The sequence below is a fragment of the Hwanghaeella sp. LZ110 genome (genome assembly GCF_048892525.1).
Lineage (GTDB): Bacteria > Pseudomonadota > Alphaproteobacteria > UBA8366 > Aestuariispiraceae > Pacificispira.
Genome location: NZ_JBLZHT010000009.1, coordinates 117,813 through 136,674, shown reverse-complemented (window position 1 = coordinate 136,674; position 18,862 = coordinate 117,813). Strand labels below are relative to the sequence as shown.

The 18,862-nt window shown below is 56.3% G+C and carries 16 protein-coding genes; 14 read left to right on the top strand and 2 right to left on the bottom strand.

What is annotated here, in order from left to right; translation table 11 throughout:
- Window positions 1–26 precede the first annotated feature (26 nt).
- From ACOSDM_RS17030 to ACOSDM_RS16980, 11 genes are all read left to right on the top strand, one after another.
- Window positions 27–911: a phosphate/phosphite/phosphonate ABC transporter substrate-binding protein gene (locus ACOSDM_RS17030; protein WP_420725757.1), complete on the top strand. Its 885-nt coding sequence runs from the start codon at window positions 27–29 to the stop codon at window positions 909–911.
- Window positions 889–1,779, top strand: a complete 891-nt coding sequence (locus ACOSDM_RS17025) for a phosphonate ABC transporter ATP-binding protein (protein WP_420725756.1) — start codon at window positions 889–891, stop codon at window positions 1,777–1,779. Before ACOSDM_RS17030 ends, ACOSDM_RS17025 begins: the two co-directional genes overlap by 23 nt.
- Window positions 1,776–2,600 carry a phosphonate ABC transporter, permease protein PhnE gene (gene phnE, locus ACOSDM_RS17020; RefSeq protein ID WP_420725755.1) on the top strand — a complete coding sequence of 275 codons (825 nt, stop codon included), beginning with the start codon at window positions 1,776–1,778 and terminating at the stop codon, window positions 2,598–2,600. The genes ACOSDM_RS17025 and phnE overlap by 4 nt, the downstream gene beginning before the upstream one ends.
- A gap of 31 nt (window positions 2,601–2,631) precedes the next feature.
- The gene (locus ACOSDM_RS17015) at window positions 2,632–3,810 is read left to right on the top strand and encodes an alpha-D-ribose 1-methylphosphonate 5-triphosphate diphosphatase (RefSeq protein ID WP_420725754.1); all 1,179 of its coding nucleotides are present in this window, start codon (window positions 2,632–2,634) and stop codon (window positions 3,808–3,810) included.
- Between the two features lie 151 nt (window positions 3,811–3,961).
- Window positions 3,962–4,723 (top strand): SDR family NAD(P)-dependent oxidoreductase, encoded by a 762-nt coding sequence (locus ACOSDM_RS17010; protein ID WP_420725753.1) that lies wholly within the window; start codon window positions 3,962–3,964, stop codon window positions 4,721–4,723.
- Window positions 4,724–4,943: 220 nt separating this feature from the next.
- Window positions 4,944–5,915, top strand: a complete 972-nt coding sequence (gene dctP, locus ACOSDM_RS17005) for a TRAP transporter substrate-binding protein DctP (protein WP_420725752.1) — start codon at window positions 4,944–4,946, stop codon at window positions 5,913–5,915.
- A gap of 12 nt (window positions 5,916–5,927) precedes the next feature.
- Complete coding sequence (locus ACOSDM_RS17000) at window positions 5,928–6,428, top strand: TRAP transporter small permease (protein WP_420725751.1); 501 nt, start codon at window positions 5,928–5,930, stop codon at window positions 6,426–6,428.
- A 2-nt stretch (window positions 6,429–6,430) separates the two neighbouring features.
- On the top strand, window positions 6,431–7,747 hold the full coding sequence (locus ACOSDM_RS16995; RefSeq protein ID WP_420725750.1) for a TRAP transporter large permease: 1,317 nt from the start codon (window positions 6,431–6,433) through the stop codon (window positions 7,745–7,747).
- A gap of 24 nt (window positions 7,748–7,771) precedes the next feature.
- Window positions 7,772–9,925 (top strand): thiamine pyrophosphate-dependent enzyme, encoded by a 2,154-nt coding sequence (locus tag ACOSDM_RS16990; RefSeq protein WP_420725749.1) that lies wholly within the window; start codon window positions 7,772–7,774, stop codon window positions 9,923–9,925.
- The gene (locus ACOSDM_RS16985) at window positions 9,925–11,526 is read left to right on the top strand and encodes an indolepyruvate oxidoreductase subunit beta family protein (RefSeq protein ID WP_420725748.1); all 1,602 of its coding nucleotides are present in this window, start codon (window positions 9,925–9,927) and stop codon (window positions 11,524–11,526) included. The genes ACOSDM_RS16990 and ACOSDM_RS16985 overlap by 1 nt, the downstream gene beginning before the upstream one ends.
- A gap of 87 nt (window positions 11,527–11,613) precedes the next feature.
- The gene (locus ACOSDM_RS16980) at window positions 11,614–12,120 is read left to right on the top strand and encodes a MarR family winged helix-turn-helix transcriptional regulator (RefSeq protein ID WP_420725747.1); all 507 of its coding nucleotides are present in this window, start codon (window positions 11,614–11,616) and stop codon (window positions 12,118–12,120) included.
- Window positions 12,121–12,151: 31 nt separating this feature from the next.
- Here the strand turns inward: ACOSDM_RS16980 and ACOSDM_RS16975 are convergent, their stop codons facing one another.
- Window positions 12,152–13,330 carry a CaiB/BaiF CoA transferase family protein gene (locus ACOSDM_RS16975; protein WP_420725746.1) on the bottom strand — a complete coding sequence of 393 codons (1,179 nt, stop codon included), beginning with the start codon at window positions 13,328–13,330 and terminating at the stop codon, window positions 12,152–12,154.
- A 290-nt stretch (window positions 13,331–13,620) separates the two neighbouring features.
- Here ACOSDM_RS16975 and ACOSDM_RS16970 point away from each other — a divergent pair, with 290 nt between their 5' ends.
- Genes ACOSDM_RS16970 through ACOSDM_RS16960 form a run of 3 tightly spaced genes read left to right on the top strand, consistent with a single transcriptional unit; the run spans window position 13,621 to window position 17,879 of the window.
- Window positions 13,621–15,645, top strand: coding sequence for an FAD-dependent oxidoreductase (locus ACOSDM_RS16970; protein ID WP_420725745.1), 2,025 nt, complete (start codon window positions 13,621–13,623; stop codon window positions 15,643–15,645).
- A gap of 31 nt (window positions 15,646–15,676) precedes the next feature.
- Window positions 15,677–16,843 (top strand): mandelate racemase/muconate lactonizing enzyme family protein, encoded by a 1,167-nt coding sequence (locus ACOSDM_RS16965; RefSeq protein ID WP_420725744.1) that lies wholly within the window; start codon window positions 15,677–15,679, stop codon window positions 16,841–16,843.
- A gap of 10 nt (window positions 16,844–16,853) precedes the next feature.
- Window positions 16,854–17,879: a GlxA family transcriptional regulator gene (locus tag ACOSDM_RS16960; RefSeq protein WP_420725743.1), complete on the top strand. Its 1,026-nt coding sequence runs from the start codon at window positions 16,854–16,856 to the stop codon at window positions 17,877–17,879.
- 15 nt (window positions 17,880–17,894) lie between these two features.
- Here ACOSDM_RS16960 and ACOSDM_RS16955 read toward each other — a convergent pair whose 3' ends face one another.
- Window positions 17,895–18,857, bottom strand: a complete 963-nt coding sequence (locus ACOSDM_RS16955; RefSeq protein WP_420725742.1) for an ornithine cyclodeaminase family protein — start codon at window positions 18,855–18,857, stop codon at window positions 17,895–17,897.
- Window positions 18,858–18,862: the final 5 nt, after the last annotated feature.

Sequence of the window (18,862 nt, the reverse complement as noted above, 5' to 3'; positions counted from 1 at the left end):
CAATGAAACCTGTGGGAGCCTTCGGAATGAAAAAACTCTTCGCCACGCTTGCTTTGATGTTTGCCTTTGCCCTCTCGGGCACGGCAGCCAAAGCAGAGCCGATTAAACTGGCTGTGACCGATCTGGTCGGCCTGGAAGAATTGCAACGTGAATTCGGTGCTTTTGTAGACGTTTTGGAAAATGCGACCGGCAAGGAGTTTGAATTCCTGCCCGTCACCAACCGCACCGCCGCTGCTGAAGCCTTGCGCTTTGGCAAAGTGGATTTCGTGCTGACCGGCCCGGCTGAATATGTCGTCATGCGCAAGCGGACCAATGCCGAGGTCGTGGTTGGTTTTTCTCGTCCTGATTACTTCGCCGTTCTGGTGACGATGGCGGAAAATGGCTACACCATTCCGACCGATATCAAGGGGATGAAGGTCGCCATGGGGTCTGTCGGCTCCACGTCCAAGCATCTGGGGCCCATTCAGATTCTGGCTGACTATGGCCTGGACCCAATTAATGATGTTCAAATCATCAACACCAAAGTGCCCGTTGGCTGGGAAGCCATGAAACGGGGCGATGTTGCCGCGGTTGGCATGAACAACACGAACTTCATGAAGTACCGGGAAAAAGAAGCTGAAGACGGTACGTTCCCACCGGGGGCCTTCCGTGTCATCGGGCGTGGTCCGGACCTGCCCAATGATGTTCTGATGGCAGGAACTCATGTTGATAAAGCCATCGTCGATACCGTTCGCCAGGCATTCGTAGAGAAGTCTGATGACCTGATCGCGGCGATCCTGACTGGGGACGACAACAAGAAATATGCCGGCATGCGGTTCCTGACCAATATCAAAGATGCCGACTATAACTATGTTCGCAGCATGTATGCCGCAGCTGGATATCCTGAATATGCCGACTTCATCGGCAATTGATCGGATACGGGTGGTCGATGGGCCTGGTCCCATTGACCCAGAAAGAGAGGGCGCAGCAAACGCGCCCTCTCTATCCCGCTTTACGCCGGCCCCTGAGCCCAATTCCAAGACCGCGTTGGCGGTGTCGGGTCTGGGTAAGACCTATAAGGGTCAGACGGGTTCCAACACTGTTCTGCGGGATGTCAGTTTCGCGATAAATGCCGGTGATTCCGTTGCCATTGTCGGTGCGAACGGGTCTGGCAAAAGCACCGCCCTTCGCTGTGCCATGCGGTTGATCGAACCAACCACCGGCGAGATTCATGTTGATGGGCGCCCCTTAATGGGGTTGAGCGGACAAGCGCTGCGCCAAGCCCGCAGCAAGGTTGGTTTCGTATTCCAGAAGCATAATCTTTCCACTCGTCTATCGGTGCTCAGCAACGTTCTTCATGGCGGATTTGCCCGCGGTCGTGGAATGCGCAACTGGTCCCACAGCATCGCCCCTACGGAAGAGCGGGACCGCGCCATGGACTGTCTGGATCAGGTGGGCCTGGCCGACCTGGCCGGGCGTCGCGCGGATCGACTGTCAGGCGGGCAATCACAGCGTGTCGCCATCGCCCGGGCCCTGATGCAGGGACCCAGCATGATTTTCGCCGATGAGCCCGCCGCCAGTCTGGACCCAAAGGCGGGCGAAGACATGATGGCGCTGTTTTCTGATTTGTGTCGGCGGACGGGCCTGACCCTGGTGGTGGTTTCCCACAATCTGGAACATGCCCTGTCTTATGCGGATCGTCTGATCGGCCTGCAGGCCGGATGCGTGGTTCTGGATCGCGAAACCAGGGGTGTCAGCCGCGATGACCTGGCCTGGCTGTATGAGGAGACTGGCGCATGAGCCTGAACGAAACCCTATCGCGGGCCATGCCGGACCGCTGGCAGGCGCCAGGCCTGTTGCCCAGCATCCTGTTTTGCGTGTTCGTTGCCTTTTTCGCATGGTCCTTGAGCCGGGCGGGAATTTCAATCCCCGACCTGATTTCGGGCATACCGGCAATGGGCACTATTGCCTCAGAAATGGTGCCGCCAGCCACCGACCGCTTATTGCCAATGATGAATTCGGTGCTAACCACATTCCAAATGGCGCTGGTTGGTGCCGGAATCGGTATTGTCCTTAGCTTCCCAATCGCCATTCTGGCGACCCGCACGCTGTCTCCGCACCCGATTGTCTATACTGCAACCCGCGCCTTTGTCAGTTTTGTTCGGACTGTACCGGATTTGGCCTGGGCCCTGTTCTTTGTCGCCTCTGTCGGATTGGGGCCCTTCGCCGGGACGTTGGCGCTGATCATGGACACAATTGGTTTTTGCGGTCGTTTCTTTGCAGAAAGCATGGAAGAAGTTGATCCCGGCCCCAGTGAAGCCCTGGCCGCGATGGGTGCCAAACGGACCGACATCATCGCCTGTGCGGTGGTGCCAGCCGCAACGCCAGGACTGACCAATGCCAGCCTGTATTCGCTGGAAAAGGCGGTCCGGTCCTCCGTCGTTCTGGGTCTGGTCGGGGCCGGAGGAATCGGCGCAGAATTGGCCGTATCGATGGAGATGTTCCGCTATGATCAGGCGGCGACCATTGTTCTGATGATTTTCGTACTGGTGCTGGGTGTTGAGCGTTTTAGTGCCTTTGCCCGCAGCAAGTTCCTGGATGGGGCCCGGCCTAAACTGTAGATAAGCCGTACTGTGTAGAAGAGGAAATTTTATGCCAGATTCCGTTTCGACAGCAGAAATTACGGTTATTCAGAACGCCCGTGCCCTGTTGCCCGATGGATTTCAGGACGGAATTTCCGTCACCTTTCAGGGCGGCAAGATCATTGAAATCGCTGATCATGCCACCCCTGCGGACCGTGTCATTGACGGGTCGGAAATGACCCTGTTGCCGGGTATTGTCGATTTGCATGGCGATGCCTTCGAGCGGGAAATCGCCCCGCGCCCCGGTGTTTCCTTCCCCTTGGATCTGGCGATTGAGGCAAATGATACAGCCCTGATTTCCAATGGCGTGACGACATTTTTCTATTCCATAACCGATGGCTTCGAACCCGGCGTTCGCAGCCGTGAAACTGTCCGGGGCCTGATTGACATTATCGAGGCGAAACGCCCGACCCTGCGCAGCGACAGCCGCCTGCATATTCGCCACGAGACCGCCGCAACAGAGGGTCATAATGAGTTGCTGGATTGGATCGGGCGCCGTCGCATTGATCTGTTGTCCTTGAACGATCACCTGCCGCCCCTTGGCGATGAGGCGAAGACTGCACGTTACATCAAGGGTGCACTGAGGCGCGTCACGATGACAGTCCAGGAGATGGAAACCTTTATCCAGGAAAAACAGGCCCAGCGCGGTCTGGGGGAGTCACAGGTTCTGGAACTGGCCGATGCCGCCCACACAGTTGACCTGACGCTGGCCTCGCATGACGAGCGAACGGAAGATGACGCCGCGCAAGCGGAACGGTTGAAAGTTGGGATATGCGAATTCCCCCTGACAGAATATTGTGCGGAACGCGGTCTTGCCAGAGGGGCTGCGGTGGTGATGGGCGCGCCTAATCTGGTGCGCGGCGGCAGTCATGTCGGCGGCACCAGTGTGCGCGATGAGGTCGCTGCCGGGCGGGTAACTGTGCTGGTCAGCGACTATTACTATCCATCCCTCCTGCGCGCGCCCTTCCTGCTGGCGGAACTGAATATCAGATCATTGGCCGATGCCTGGCAGCTTGTTTCCGGTAACCCGGCAAAGGCAGCGGGCCTGTCGGGTATCAAGGGACAAATTACCCTGGGCGCGGATGCGGATCTGCTGGGCCTTAAATCACCATCCGGCGGAAAACTGCACGGCTATTCAGGTGAATTGGCGCTGGTTACCAGCCGCGGTAAGATCGCTGCCGCGCGCTAAGGCATTCCAGGCCATGGGTGCTTGACCTTAACACTGAGGCTTTTGTAGTAGTGGGGGTGCCGGGGACTGTAACGAAGGGCCTCTGGGTCAGCCTTTCACCAGCGTCGCGATACCGACGCGCCATCAATATTCAGAACAAGGAATTCAAACCATGGTTCAGCTATCCGGTAAGCGCGCTTTGGTTACAGGTGGCACCGGTGGTATCGGTATGGCCTGTGTCGAAGGTCTGGCGCAGTCTGGTGCCCATGTCACGATTGCAGACTTGCGCCAAGACGACTGCAACCGTGTTGCTGAGGCAATGACCGCCAAAGGTTACAGCGTTGACTGGCAGGCCTTTGATGTAAGGGATCGCGGTCAGGTCGATGCGGCATTCGATCATTTGGAGTCAAGCGGGGGCGTCGATATTCTGGTGACATCCGCTGCTATCGTGAAGGCGGCACCGATCCTGGATTTTGATGTCGATGACTGGAACAATATTCTGGCCGTTAACCTGACGGGAACCTTTCATTGTTGCCAACGCGCCGGTCGCCACATGGTCTCGCGCGGCTGGGGACGGATCATCACCTTGAGTTCCGTGAACGGACAAATCGCCAATACGGGACGGGGCGCCTATTCGTGCACGAAGGGGGCTGTCGATATGTTAACGAAGCTATTGGCCGCCGAACTTGGCAAGCATGGCGTGACCGCAAATGCGGTCGCCCCGCCGCCTGTTGATACCCCGATGATCCTAAACGTGCATGGACCACAGGATCGTCAACGCTGGTACGACCAAATGCCGATCAAACGATATGCACAACCGTCAGAAGTCGCCTCTGCCGTTTGCTTCCTGGCATCGGACGATGCTGCCTTTATCAACGGGCATATCCTGAACGTCGACGGCGGATTCATGGCATCAGGCATTCTGCTGGACTGATCCGTCCCGATAGGCTGAAACCCCCACCTGTATACATCGGATGTTTTTCAACAATATCCGATCCTTTTTGGCATGCTTCTTTCGTTTTGAAATTCCCTATTGACCGAATCTTCCACTTAAGAAACTATATGCAAATGGATATAGTTTGACACGATCCGCTAAAAACTCGGCTCGGGGCGCGGCTCTGGAAGCAGGGTACAACCATCATAGGGAGTGAACCATGAAGAAGACGATTGCACAGGCCGCCTCCGTTGCGGTCCTCCTGGCAGCAAGTTTTTCTGCCGGACCTGCTTTGGCTGAAGAAGTCACATTGCGCGGAACCACCGCCTTTGCGCTGGGAACCACCTTTTCGCGGCCTTACGAAGCCTTTGTTGATTGGATCAATGAAAATGGCAAAGGCGTGCTGCAAATCCAAACGGTTGGTGGCCCCGAAGCCATGCCCCCATTCGAAGTGGGCAATGCGGTGTCATCCGGTGTTGTCGACATCGCCAATGTGACCGCAGCATTCTATACCAATATCCTGCCGATGGGGGATGCGCTGAAGCTGGCTGAAAACACGATTCAGGACCAGCGTGCCAATGGCTGCTATGACAAGGTTGACGCCATGCACCAATCCCAGATGAATGTAAAATATCTGGGACGCACCGGCGACCATGTGAATTTCCACCTGTACCTGACCAAGCCGATTACCGGTGCAGACCTGTCTGGGCTGACCATTCGGACCACACCGGTTTATCAGGCAATGTTCCAGACCCTGGGCGCGAACCTGATCCGGACCCCTCCAGGTGATGTTTATACCGCCCTGGAACGCGGCACGATTGATGGATATGGCTGGCCGATACAGGGGATTCTGGATCTGGGTTGGGATGAGCAAACGAAATATCGCGTCGATCCGGGTTTCTATCAGGTTGATGTCGAAATTTTGGTCAACCTGGATAAATGGAAAGGCCTGAGTGACGAACAGCGTGCCCTGTTGGAAGAAGGCATTGCCTACACTGAAGCGTTGAACGCCAACAACGTCGCCATCAACGCCGAAGAAGCCAAAAAGCAGGAAGCCGCAGGGATCAAAGTCATTACCCTGGAAGGGGACGCGCGTCAGAAATGGCTGGATACCGCCCAGACTGCTGGTTGGGATAAAGTATCAGAGATTGATGCGGATGCCGCAGCCTCTCTGCGCAGCTGCATGCAGTAACGCAGGCTAGCAATGCCTGTTCTTGAAAAAGCCTATTGCGGGTTAGTCACCGCGCTTGCCATGTTGGCAGGCGCGGTGCTGGCCGCAATCACCACTGCCCTGGTGATTAATGTCGTGCTGGTATCTGCATTCACCACCAACATTTTCGGCATGGCCGATGGCATCGAGGTGGGGTTAATGGCTGCAACCTTTTTGGCCGCACCGTGGGTGTTGAAAAAAAATGCCCATGTCGCGGTTGATATCGTCACGGCCAGTTTGACACCCCGCATTCAGCGCCCGCTGCACATCGTCACGATGAGCTTGGGAGCTGTTATGTCCGGTGTGTTGGCCTGGTCATCGTTTCAAGCGCTGTTAATCGCATTTGGTCGCGGATCGATGATTCAGGGGATCCTTGTTTTCCCGGAATGGCTTGTAATGATTCCTGCCTCTCTATCCGGCGCATTGCTGGCCATTGAATTTATCCGACAGGCCATTCGCAGCCCCGCCCAAGACCGCCTTCAGACGGGACTTTAAGCATGGATTGGATGCTCACCTTAACACTGATGCTGGGCGGATTGGTTTTTCTGCTGGCAATCGGACTGCCGGTCGCTTTTGCCTTCATCACCGTCAATGTCATTGGCGCATACTTCATTCTGGGCGGCACCAACGGTCTGGTTCAGATGGCTCGCAACGCAACCAGTTCCGTTTCCAATTTCCAATTAGCCCCCATCCCGTTGTTCATCCTGATGGGGGAGATACTGTTTCAGTCACGGGTTGCCCATCGCGCGATAGACGCGATTGAACGCATTGTTATGAGAGTACCAGGACGTCTGGCCGTGGTGACGGTTTTTGGCGGAACGATCTTTTCCGCCCTGTCCGGGTCAACGATTGCCAATACGGCAATGCTGGGGTCCACCCTGATGCCCAGCATGTTGAAGAAAGGGTATCATCCAACCCTTGCCATGGGGCCAATCATGGCCTCCGGCGCGATTGCGATGTTGATTCCCCCTTCTGCGCTGGCAGTTCTGCTGGGTAGCCTGGCAGGCATTTCGATTTCAAAGCTACTGGTGGCGGGTATTCTGCCAGCCATCCTGCTATCGGTCCTGTTTGTGGTGCTGATCGTTACGATTTCGATCCTGCGACCGGACCTTGCCCCGTCTGATGACCCGCCCGCCATGACCCTTTGGGAGCGCTGGAAACCCTTCTGCATTTATGTTCTGCCCCTGTCAGGCATTTTCTTTGTGGTGATCGGCAGCCTGTTGATCGGCATTGCCTCCCCCACCGATGCGGCGGCCCTGGGATGTCTGGCGGCTGTATTGGCCAGCATGGCCTATCGGTCCCTAAGCCTGGCCAATCTGGGGGCCGCCTTGATGGAAACAGTAAAGCTGACGGTTATGATCATGTTCATCATCGCCGCCAGCCAGACCTTCAGTCAGATCCTGTCCTTCAGCGGGGCAACAAGCGGCCTGATCAATTTGATCAATGGCTGGGACTTAACGGCATTGCAGGTGCTGATTGGCATGATTCTGCTGCTGTTGTTCCTGGGCTGCTTTATCGATCAGGTTAGCATGCTGATGGTGACGATCCCTATTTTCGTCCCGCTGGCCCGCGCGATGGGCATTGATGAATTGGTGCTGGGGGTTGTCTATCTGCTGACCATGGAAATCGCATTGCTGACACCGCCTTTTGGTCTGCTGTTGTTTGTCATGCGGGGTGTCGCGCCCAGCACTGTCCGCATGAAACAGATCTATGCGGCTGTCGCCCCATTTCTGGTCATCAAGCTGTTCGTTCTCACACTGGTCGTCGCAATCCCCGCATTGGGAACATGGTTGCCAGCATTGATCAGTAAATAGACGTTTGTCGAAGGAGTTCACGCCATGGCCGAAAGATCATTCAAGAAAGAAGTCCAACAGCTGAAGATCGGTGCTGGCGAGGAATTTCGGGGGGAAGGCATTCTGGCAATCACCAAGGCGTTGCTGGAATCCGGTGTCGGCTATGTTGGTGGTTATCAGGGCGCGCCGATTTCGCACCTGATGGACGTTCTGGCCGACGCGCAGGAAATCCTGGGGGAACTGGGCGTCCGGTATGAAGCGAATGCGACTGAAGCCTCCGCTGCGGCAATGCTTGCGGCGTCTGTCCATTATCCCATTCGCGGCGCGGTTGCCTTCAAATCCACCGTTGGCACCAATGTCGCGTCTGACGCGCTGGCCAATCTGGCATCCGGTGGGGTGACAGGCGGTGCGCTGGTCATCGTTGGGGAAGACTATGGCGAAGGTTCCTCCATCATGCAGGAACGCAGCCACGCCTTTGCCATGAAATCCCAGATATGGCTGTTGGATCCGCGCCCAAATCTTCCCAGCCTGGTGAAGGCCGTGCAGGATGGCTTTGAATTGTCAGAGGCCAGCAACACCCCTGTCATGTTGGAAGTGCGCATTCGCGCCTGTCATGTGCATGGCGTCTTCACAGCAAAAGACAACAAGGCGCCACCACTGACCGTGCGCGATGCCTTGAAGAACCCGCAACGCAAGACGGATCGCATCGTATTGCCGCCCGCTGCCTTTACCCATGAACAGGAAAAGGTGAAAACCCGCTGGCCCGCCGCCGTAAACTTCATTCGCGACCATAAGCTAAATGAGATGTTTGGTCCCAAGACCGGCAAGACAGGGATCATCCTGCAGGGCGGGATGTATAACACCGTCATTCGCGCCTTACAGCGTCTGGGTCTGGCCAATGTGCATGGCGACAGTGCCATACCACTGTATGTGCTGAATGTTACCTACCCGCTGATCGATTCTGAATTCCTGGAATTCTGTGAAGGCAAGGAATCGGTTCTGCTGGTTGAAGAAGGTCAGCCGAATTATATCGAACAGGCCTTTGGCGCGATGCTGTATAAGGCACGCCACAAGGTCTCTCTGTCCGGCAAAGATTATCTGCCCCCTGCTGGCGAATATACCGGCGCAGTCATGGTGGATGGCATCACGAATTTCCTGCGCGATGCTGACCCCGCGATGCTGCCCGCGCGCCATCGTGCGCCGAACAAACCTGTGGAAGACAAGACCTTTGATGATCTGGTGAAAACGGTCCCGGCGCGCCCGCCTGGATTCTGTACCGGGTGCCCGGAACGCCCGATTTTTGCCGCGATGAAACTGGTCGAACAGGAAACTGGCCCGCACCAGATCGCCGCGGATATCGGGTGTCACTTGTTTTCCATCATGCCCCCGTTTGAAATTGGCGGCACAACAATGGGCTTTGGCCTGGGCCCAGCTTCGAACGGGGCCTTTGATGGCGGTGGCGATAAGCGCGCGATTTCGATCATCGGCGATGGCGGATTCTGGCACAATGGGCTGACGTCCAGCATTGGCAATGCGGTCTATAACAAATCTGACAACGTGATCATGATCGTTGATAACTATTATTCTGCCGCGACCGGTGGGCAGGACATTCTGTCGTCCCGCGCCGATAATCCTACCAAATCAACGCAACATCCCATTGCAGACGCGCTGAAAGGCGTTGGGGTGAAATGGGTGCGCCAGATCGACCGGACCTATGATGTCACGAAAGTCCGCGATACCCTGAAAGAGGCCCTGACAACGACGGAGACCGGACCCAAGGTTATCGTCGCATCGTCTGAATGCATGTTGAACAAACAGCGTCGCGAACGCCCCATCCAGGCGAAAGCCATAGGGGATGGCAAACGGGTTGTGAAGCCCCGTTTTGGGGTGGATGAGGATGTGTGCACCGGTGACCATGCCTGTATGCGCCTGTCGGGCTGTCCGTCCCTGGGCATGAAAAGCCTGGAGGATCCGTTGCGGGACGATCCCGTCGCCAGCATCGATGAATCCTGTGTGGGTTGCGGAAATTGCGGGGAAGTGGCCGATGCCGCCGTCCTGTGCCCATCCTTCTATCGCGCCGATATTGTTCATAATTCAGGGCGCTTTGAACGAGCCATGGCGCGGTTCAGCCAGCGGATCATTGGGGCATTGCAAAACCGGCGCGCCAAGAACCGACTGACCTTTGGAGAGGCCGCGTGATGAGCAGTTCTGAAAATACCTTTCAAGCCGTCGCCGGGCAGGATCAGACAAAGAATATCATCAAGCTGGCGATCCTGGCGGTTGGTGGTCAGGGCGGGGGCGTGCTGTCTGACTGGATTGTCGATGTGGCAGAGCGCAATGGTTATCATGCCCAGGCAACCTCTGTTCCCGGCGTGGCGCAACGCACCGGTGCGACGATTTATTATGTGGAAATGATGGCGGCATCGGACCGGGATCCTGTCTTTGCCCTGATGCCTGCACCCGGCGATGTCGATATCCTGATTGCCGCAGAAATCATGGAAGCTGGGCGCGCGATCAATCGGGGTCTGGTGACGGCAGACCGCACCACGCTGATTTCATCCAGCCACCGCATGTTTGCTGTTTCTGAGAAAATTGTGCCCGGCGATGGGCGCGCCGATAGTGCCGTCGTCCTGGCAGCGGGGCAGGAAGCCGCGAAGTCCTTTATCTGCTTTGCCATGGATAAGATCGCGACAGAGACGAAAAGCCATATTTCGTCCTGCTTGCTGGGTGCATTGGCGGGGTCCGGGGCCCTGCCCTTCCCAGCAGAGAGCTATCGCGAAACCATCCGCGCCTCTGGCCGTGGCGTTTCTGCCAGTCTGAAAGCCTTTGACCGTGCCCTGGATCAGGCCAAAACCCAGGAACCCGCCCAAAATACCGACCAGATCGCCCCGACAGACAGCATCACCGTGCCCACGGACCTTGCCGGTCCGAAGGTTCTTGTCGGTAAATACAATTCACTGGTAAAGCGTATTCAATCCCTGCCGCAACCGGCCCAGGAAATTGCCGCGCGGGGACTGAATAAGGTCATTGATTTTCAGGATCTGGCCTATGGCGGCGAATACCTGGACCAGTTGGAAAAAGCTGCAATCGCAGATCAACAGGCGGGGGGAGAGGCCCAGCACTTCCGCTATACAAAAGAACTGGCGAAATATCTGGCAAATGCAATGGCCTATGACGATGTTATCCGGGTTGCCGATTTAAAGACCCGTGGAACCCGGTTTCAGCGGGTCCGTCGGGAAATGGATGTCGATGCAGAAACAGTGATGCAAATCACTGAATTCATGCATCCCCGCGCGACGGAATTCTGTGGTCTGATGCCGCATCGCATCGGTCGCTTTGTCGAATCACGTCCCAAGCTGGTCAGGCTGTTGGACCGCATGGTCAATCGGGGACGGCGGGTGCGTACCGATGCGATTCTGCCGTTTCTGAGCCTGTATCTGGTATCAGGCCTGCGTCGTTGGCGGCGTGCGCTGCTGCGCCACCATATCGAACGCGCCCATTGGCTGGAATGGCAAGCCCGCGCGCAGAAGACCCTGACCACAGATTACGCCCTGGCGGTAGAAATCGTTCTATGCCGACGGCTGGTCAAAGGATACAGCGATACCCACATCCGTGGCCTGTCCAAATTTGACCGTGTCCTGGCAGGGGGCGACCTTGTCGCAGGGCGGTCAGATGCCGCAGATTGGCTGCGTCGCCTGCGGGAAGCGGCCCTATTGGATGAAAAGGGGGAGGCCCTGGACGGGGCCCTGGCAACAATCCATTCCTTCATCGATGATACGCCGAAAGCGGCGAGTGCCTAGAAAAGTATGATTGTCCATCCGCCTTGCAAATGAAAGCCAAAGGCGGTGTGATTGACACCACCGCATTCAGTCAGGATTGCTTGCCCTATGACCATTAAGACAGAGTCGGATATATCCCTGCCAGGTACCATACCGCAAAAGCCCGACATCGTTCTGGAGCGGATTCTCCCCTATTTGATGAATTGTCTGACATTCCGTCTCAATCAATTGCTGAATCAGGATTTGCGCAAGCTTGGCCTGACGATTTCCAACTGGCGCATCCTGGCGGTGCTGGATGTGAATGAGACCGCCTCAATCAATGAATTGGTTGAATATGCCATGATCGAACAATCCACTGTCAGCCGCCTGATCTCGCGGATGGAGGAAGATGGTCTGGTGCGACGTGATCGCATTGACGAAGACGGCCGCGTGCGTTCCATTTCCATGACGGAGGAAGGCCGGGAGAAATATGATATTGTGCAAAAAATCACTCTTTCCCATTCGGAACGCGCCTTGATCGGTCTGTCCGGCTCGGAAAAGGCCCTGCTGGAAAGCCTGATTGCCAAAATGCGCTATAATATAGAAACCTACCCTTTGCCCAAAAACACGGCCTAGATCCCTTTGGGTTCAGCCTGGGCAATCCCCCCTAAGCGCCGCGAATGAGGATGTCCTGCTCTATCAGGGTTTCAATCTCCTCTTCCGAAACACCCCAACTGCGCAAGGCGACAGGATCACTGATGCTGGCTGCTGCCGGGCTTATAGAAATCGCGCCTGGCGTTTGATCAAAGCGGGGGGCCGGTGAGGATTGGACAACACCATCTACTTCACAAAAAACCTTGCGGGCTGCGTTATGTGCCTGTGACGGGGCTTCATCCAGGGTCAGAACCGGTGTCACACAGCCATCGCTTCCATCAAACAGATCGATCCAATAGGCCCTGTTCTGACTGGCAAATCGGGCAGAGAGGATGGCGGTACAATACGCTTCGTCATCAGCGGTGCCGGACAAAAATCTGGGGTCTTGGGAAAGGTCCAGTCGCTCCAGCAGGATTTTACGGAAGGCCGGTTCGATAGCCCCCACCGCAAGGGGGGCACCATCGGCACAGATATAGGTCCGATAATAGTACCGACCGCCATCCAGCACATTCCCCCCCGACTGGATATCATGCAGTCCCATCGCCGCCAGGGCCGACAGCAACGTGAACAGATTGGCCGATCCATCGACAATATTGGCGTCCACGACCTGACCCTGCCCCGTGCTGCGGGCATGCAGAACCGCCGACAGACAGCCAATCACCGCAAACAGCGCCCCACCGGCCATATCCCCGATCAGGGGTGGAATGCCCTGTACCGGCGCGCCCTTGCGCGCGAACAGGGATAGCGCGCCAGACACGCCGATATAATTCATGTCATGCCCGGCCATTTGGGCCATTGGGCCCGACTGCCCCCAACCCGTTACACGGATATAGGCCAGCGCCGGATTCAACGCATGGCATGGTTCCGGGCCCAGCCCCAGACGCTCCATCGTTCCGGGGCGATATCCCTCTATCACCGCATCGGCTGAACCGATCAGGCGCATCACCAGATCCTTGCCGGCCTGACTTTTCAAATCCACCCGGATCATGGGCCGCGAGCGATAAAAAATCGATGCCCGATCCATGGCGGCAAAATCCAGGGAGGGGTCTGGGGCTGGATACCCGCCCGGTCGGTCTATACGGATAACCTCGGCCCCCAAATCCGCCATAATCATCGCGGCATAGGGGACCGGACCAATGCCTGTCAGTTCGACAATCTTAACGCCACTTAACGGGCCTGCGCGATCAGGCATTCAAGTGCATCCAATTCAAAGGGGTACGGTGAGGCAGCATCACATCTCCTGATCATATTGGGCGGCTTCCCGACCATTCTTCACGCGGATGGACCCTTATGCAACATGGCCGGTCCATAAGCGGCAGCCCGTCACCAGAAGCAGCACAAAATGGACAGCCTTGTCTATTTTAGGCATATATAATGTCCAATACGGGCGTAGCAGCAATCCGCATCCTGCAGGACGCTCAGCCTCGAATTAGAATCATAATGCCATCCATCCCCTCTATCCTTCAGCCATGGAGACGTTCCTTGGACGCCAATCAGGATCCGCTGCTGCAGCCCTTTCAGTTAAAGCAGCTTGTTTTTCGCAATCGCATCATGAGCACCAGCCACGCAATCGGGTATGGCAAGGACGGCATGCCCGCCGATGCTTATCAGGCCTATCACGAAGAAAAGGCCCGCGGCGGTATCGGGTTGACGATGTTTGGCGGATCTTCCAACGTATCGCCGGATTCTGGATCGGTTTTTAACCAGTTGAATCTGGGCACGGATGAGGTCATTCCATTCTTGGAGGGTATGGCCACGCGGGTCCACAGGCACGGCGCAGCAGTCATGTGTCAATTGACGCATCTGGGGGGGCGCAGCCACTGGCGCGCCGATCGCTGGCTGCCAACAATCGCCCCGTCCCGCTTTCGCGAACCGTCCCACCGGGGCTTCACCCGCGCGATGGACCATGCGGATATCCAGCGCGTGGTCCATGACTTTGGTCAGGCCGCCCGACGCTGTAAAGAGGGCGGGCTGGATGGTCTGGAGCTACATGTGCACAACCATCTGATCGGCCAATTCTGGTCGCCAGAAATCAACAAGCGGGAAGATGAGTTCGGCGGATCGCTGGAGAACCGATGCCGCTTTGGCATTATGGCCCTGGAAGAAGTACGCCGACAGGTTGGCGATGATTATCCCGTCGGCCTGCGCATGGCCGTCGGTGAAGGTCGGGAAGAGGGAATGACATCTGCCGATTACGCTGAAATTGCGCAATTATATGACCGCAGTGGATTGGTGGACTTCTTTAACCTGACCTTCGGGCGGATTGATACGCATTTGGGACTGGCAAACTATATGCCGGGCATGCATGTCGGACTGGCCCCGCAATTGCGCCATGTGGCCGCGATGAAGGGCATGCTGTCCAAGCCAATCTTCCATGCCGCGCGGATCAACGACATGGCAACCGCCCGCTATGCCATCACAGACGGGTTGCTGGATATGGTTGGCATGACCCGGGCCCATATCGCCGACCCCCAGATTGGCAAAAAACTGGCTGCAGGGCAGGAAGACCGCATTCGGCCCTGCGTCGGGGCAACCTATTGCTCCTGGCATCGGCGGTGCATCCACAATCCCTCTATTGGCAATGAAACCATCATGCCAATCGACCTGACGCCAACGGAAACGCCCCGTCGCGTGACCGTAATCGGCGCAGGCCCAGGCGGCCTGGAAGCCGCCCGCGTCGCAGCCGCACGGGGTCATAGGGTGACAGTGTTCGAAGCAGGCCCGAAGGCGGGGGGACAATTACTGTTGGCGACACGCGCACCGCGCCGTCGCGACCTGATCGGCATCATCGACTGGCGCGTTTCGGAATTGGAAAAGCTGGGCGTTGAAATTCACTACAACACCTTCGCAGAAGCCGAAGATATCCGCGCAACGGATCCTGATGTCGTGATTGTGGCCACAGGCGGCATACCAGATGCCATGGAAGATGCTGTCAAAGCGGGCGTACCGCCTGAAACCGTCTGGGACCTGTTGGAAGATACACGAGAGGGATCAGGCGATATCCTGTTATATGATGCCCTGGGCACCATTACCGGGGCCAGCGTCGCGGAAATGCTGGCTGAATCAGGACAACGGTTGACGGTCGTGACCCCCGACGAGCAATTGGGCAAAGAGATGAGCTATCTGGAACGCCCCCATATCATGAAAAGCCTGTATACCGCCGGTGTGAAAATCATTCCCGATCAGCGGCTGATCGCAACGGAAAAGCGCGGTAATCGCATTGCAGCGACTTTCCAGAATGAGCTGACAGAGGCTGAAAGTGTCATAGAATGTGATCGCCTTATCCTGGACCATGGCACCATCCCGGTTGATTCCGTATTCCAGGATTTGCGCGACGAATCCAGAAATTCCGGGGTGCATGACCCGGAAGACCTTGCCGCTGTCCGAATGCCAAATTCCCAAAACGACGCGGCGGGGTTTGATTTGTTTCGCATCGGGGACGCCGTATCATCGCGGGATATCTATGCCGCAATCCTGGAAGCGAACCGGATCAGCCGGGCTATCTGATGCCAACAGGCCAACCATTGAAGGTAAAAGAATGAAACTGACAAAAGCGCGTATCTGGCAATTCAACAGTGGTGGGCTGAGCCCGGTTCTATTGGAACTGACAACAGATTCCGGCATCACCGGATTGGGTGAGGCAGGCGTTGCCTATGGCCTAGGAAGCGCCACAGCGGCCCCAATGATCCAGGAAATGGTCCAGAAACACCTGTCAGGCGGCATTGACCCAATGCCGACAGAGCGCATCTGGACAGAAATTTACGATACCAGCTTCTGGGCAAAAGGCGGCGGTCCGTTCTTTTTCGCAGGTCTAAGCGCTGTGGAACAGGCGCTTATAGACATCAAGGCGCGGGCGCTGAATGTGCCAGTCTATGAGCTGTTGGGCGGGCGTGTTCGCGATATGCTGCGCTGTTATTCCAATGGCTGGTATTTTGGCGCGAAAAGTGATGATGACCTACCTGGAATGGCCGAAGCCACGGTTCGGGATGGGTACAACGCGATCAAATTCTATCCCTTTGTTACCATCTTGCCGACCGGTCGGCTAAAACATCCGGTTCGGCGCGGGACCGATGCCCCCGATATCGTGCCACGCGCCCTTAAGAATTTGGCCGCCGTGCGATCCGCCGTCGGCGATGATGTGGAAATCATGGTCGATCTGGCATCTGCCCTGGCACCGGATGACACGATCCGCTTCTGCCGGGAGGCAGATCGCTACGGCCTGTCATTCGTCGAAGAACCCTGCGAGCCAGGGGACATTCAGACCTTACGGAAGATTGCCGATGCCATTCCCCAGCGCCTGGCAGTTGGGGAAAGACTGTACACCCGCTACGGATTCCGAAATCTGCTGGAAAGCCGGTGTGTTGACATTCTGCAGCCCGATATCGGCAATACAGGCGGCATTCTGGAAGCCCGTAAAATCGCTGCCATGGGGGAAGCCTATAGCCTGAAGGTGCAACCCCATATCTGCGCAAGCCCGCTGTCCACTGCAATCGGCATGCATTTCAGCGCCTCCATTCCGAACTTTTACTTCCAGGAACACTTCCCCTATTGGGACCGCATTGACGGATACCGCCAAGTCCTTAAAAATCCTGTGGAAGCCACGGTCACAAATGGCACAATGCCCGTCAGCGACGCGCCGGGTTATGGCGTGGAACTGGACCATGCCGCCTTAAGCGACTGCCTGTTTCAGGAAATCAACCTTTAGGGAGACCGGCTTGTACAAAATCGCCTTTCTGCTGTTTCCAGAATTCCAGCTTTTGGGGTTCACAAATGCGATTGAGGCCTTGCGGGTTGCCAATTCCCTGTTCACCGAACCGAAATTCGACGTTCGTATCGTTCATGATGATCAGGAAACCGTGCTTTCTTCAGGGGGCATGCCGGTTGTGGCAACCCACGGTCATGTCGCAACACAGCACGACGCCGACAGCCTGGTGGTGTGCTGTAGCTTTCACCATGACCAGTATTTCCGCGACAGCACGCAACATCTGATCCGTCGTTTTGACCGACATGGTATGCGCCTGGGGTCAATCGAAAGTGGGGTTTATCATCTGGCCCGCGCCGGCGTTCTGAATGGCCATTCCGTCACGGCGCATTTCAACAATCTCCCGCTTTTTGCCCAGCTGTTTCCTGATGTCAGTTTCATCCGCCAGGTCTTCACCTTCAGTCCGACCCGCATGACCGCCGCCGGGGGAACCGCCTGTCTGGACATGATGCTGGCCCTTATTCGGGAACAATTAGGACCGGATGTTGAGGCCCGCGTCGCCAATATGCTGATCCACCCCTATCGCCGTGAAAGTGCGACATTCCTGGACGATATGTTTACGTCAAGCCATAGCGGCCTGCCTTTGGCGGTGCGGAATTGCTGCAAGATAATGGAACAGCATTTGGATCCCCCTCTGCAGGTGGAAGATATCGCAAAGAAGGTGAGCCTGTCCCGGCGGCAATTGGATCGGATTTTTCTGCAGTCGATGCACTGTACAGCGGCGGAACATTATCGCCTGATCCGCCTGGCCCGCGCCCGCAAGCTGATCAAGGCGACCAGAATTGATTTAGCTACAATTTCAACACGATGTGGCTTTGGATCTTATTCTCATTTTCTGCGCCGCTATCGTGAAACCTTTGGCTCCACACCCAGCCATGACCGGACCAAAGCAGATATCAAAGGGCTAAACACAACCTTCACGCCGCTGCAGGACCTTCATCCCCATCAGCAACAGATGGACCCAATTCGTCTGATTTGACAGCAAAAATTTCATTCAGGCATATCGTGCCATCAGCGCGCGGGCCGTGAATAGATCCAGATGCGATGCCCCGGCATTCTTAAACAGGGTAACGCCATCCAGGTTCGCCAGACATCCATATCCGGCGGTTGATGGCGCTAGTTTAACAATATCAAACAGGTCACCCAACAAATCATCTTGCGATATCAACCCGCTTTCCAGCGCCGTTTTGAATTCACCATTTTGCGCCGCCCGTGCACGGTGATCGATATACAAATCAGCACGGGTTAACAGCGCATCATCGCCTTCCCGCATAGCGGCTGTGAATGCGCCGATCAAATTGACATGCGCGCCATTCCGAACGGCGGCACCAGAGATTATCGGCGTTTCAGACATGGTTGCAGCGACAACAATATCTGCCCACCCAAAGCCAGTCTCTCGATCCTGCACCGCTGTGATTTTACATTGCGGGCTGTCCATGCGCTGCGCCAGGCGCTGTGCTTTTTCAGGGGAGCGATTCCAAATACGCACCTCTTCCAGCCCTGGCCGCACCGTGCGCATGGCCTGAATGACAAACGGGGCCAGGGCCCCTGCACCGACCATCATCATGTATTTTGCGTTAGGGGAAGCCAGATAATTCGCCGCCAGGGCGGACGTTGCGGCTGTTTTGCGGAAAATCATTGCCTCGCCATCCAGAATGGCGCGGGGTTGGCCCGTCTGTGGATCAAACACGGCATAGATGGAGTTAACTGTCGGCACACCATGCCGGACACTGTTTTCCGGAAAGGATGTGATCAGCTTACAGCCCAGGTCCTGACCGGGAATCCAGGCCGGGGCGGCGATCAACACGTCTGACTGACGATCAGGATGGGGGCTTTCCAATGCCAAACGACCGATCATTGGCGGGGCCTCCCGATGGGCCTGACGCATTGATTCGATCAGGTAAGGCCAATCCAGCAGATTGTGAATTGCGGCGGCATCGATAAAATCTAACTTCATAATCC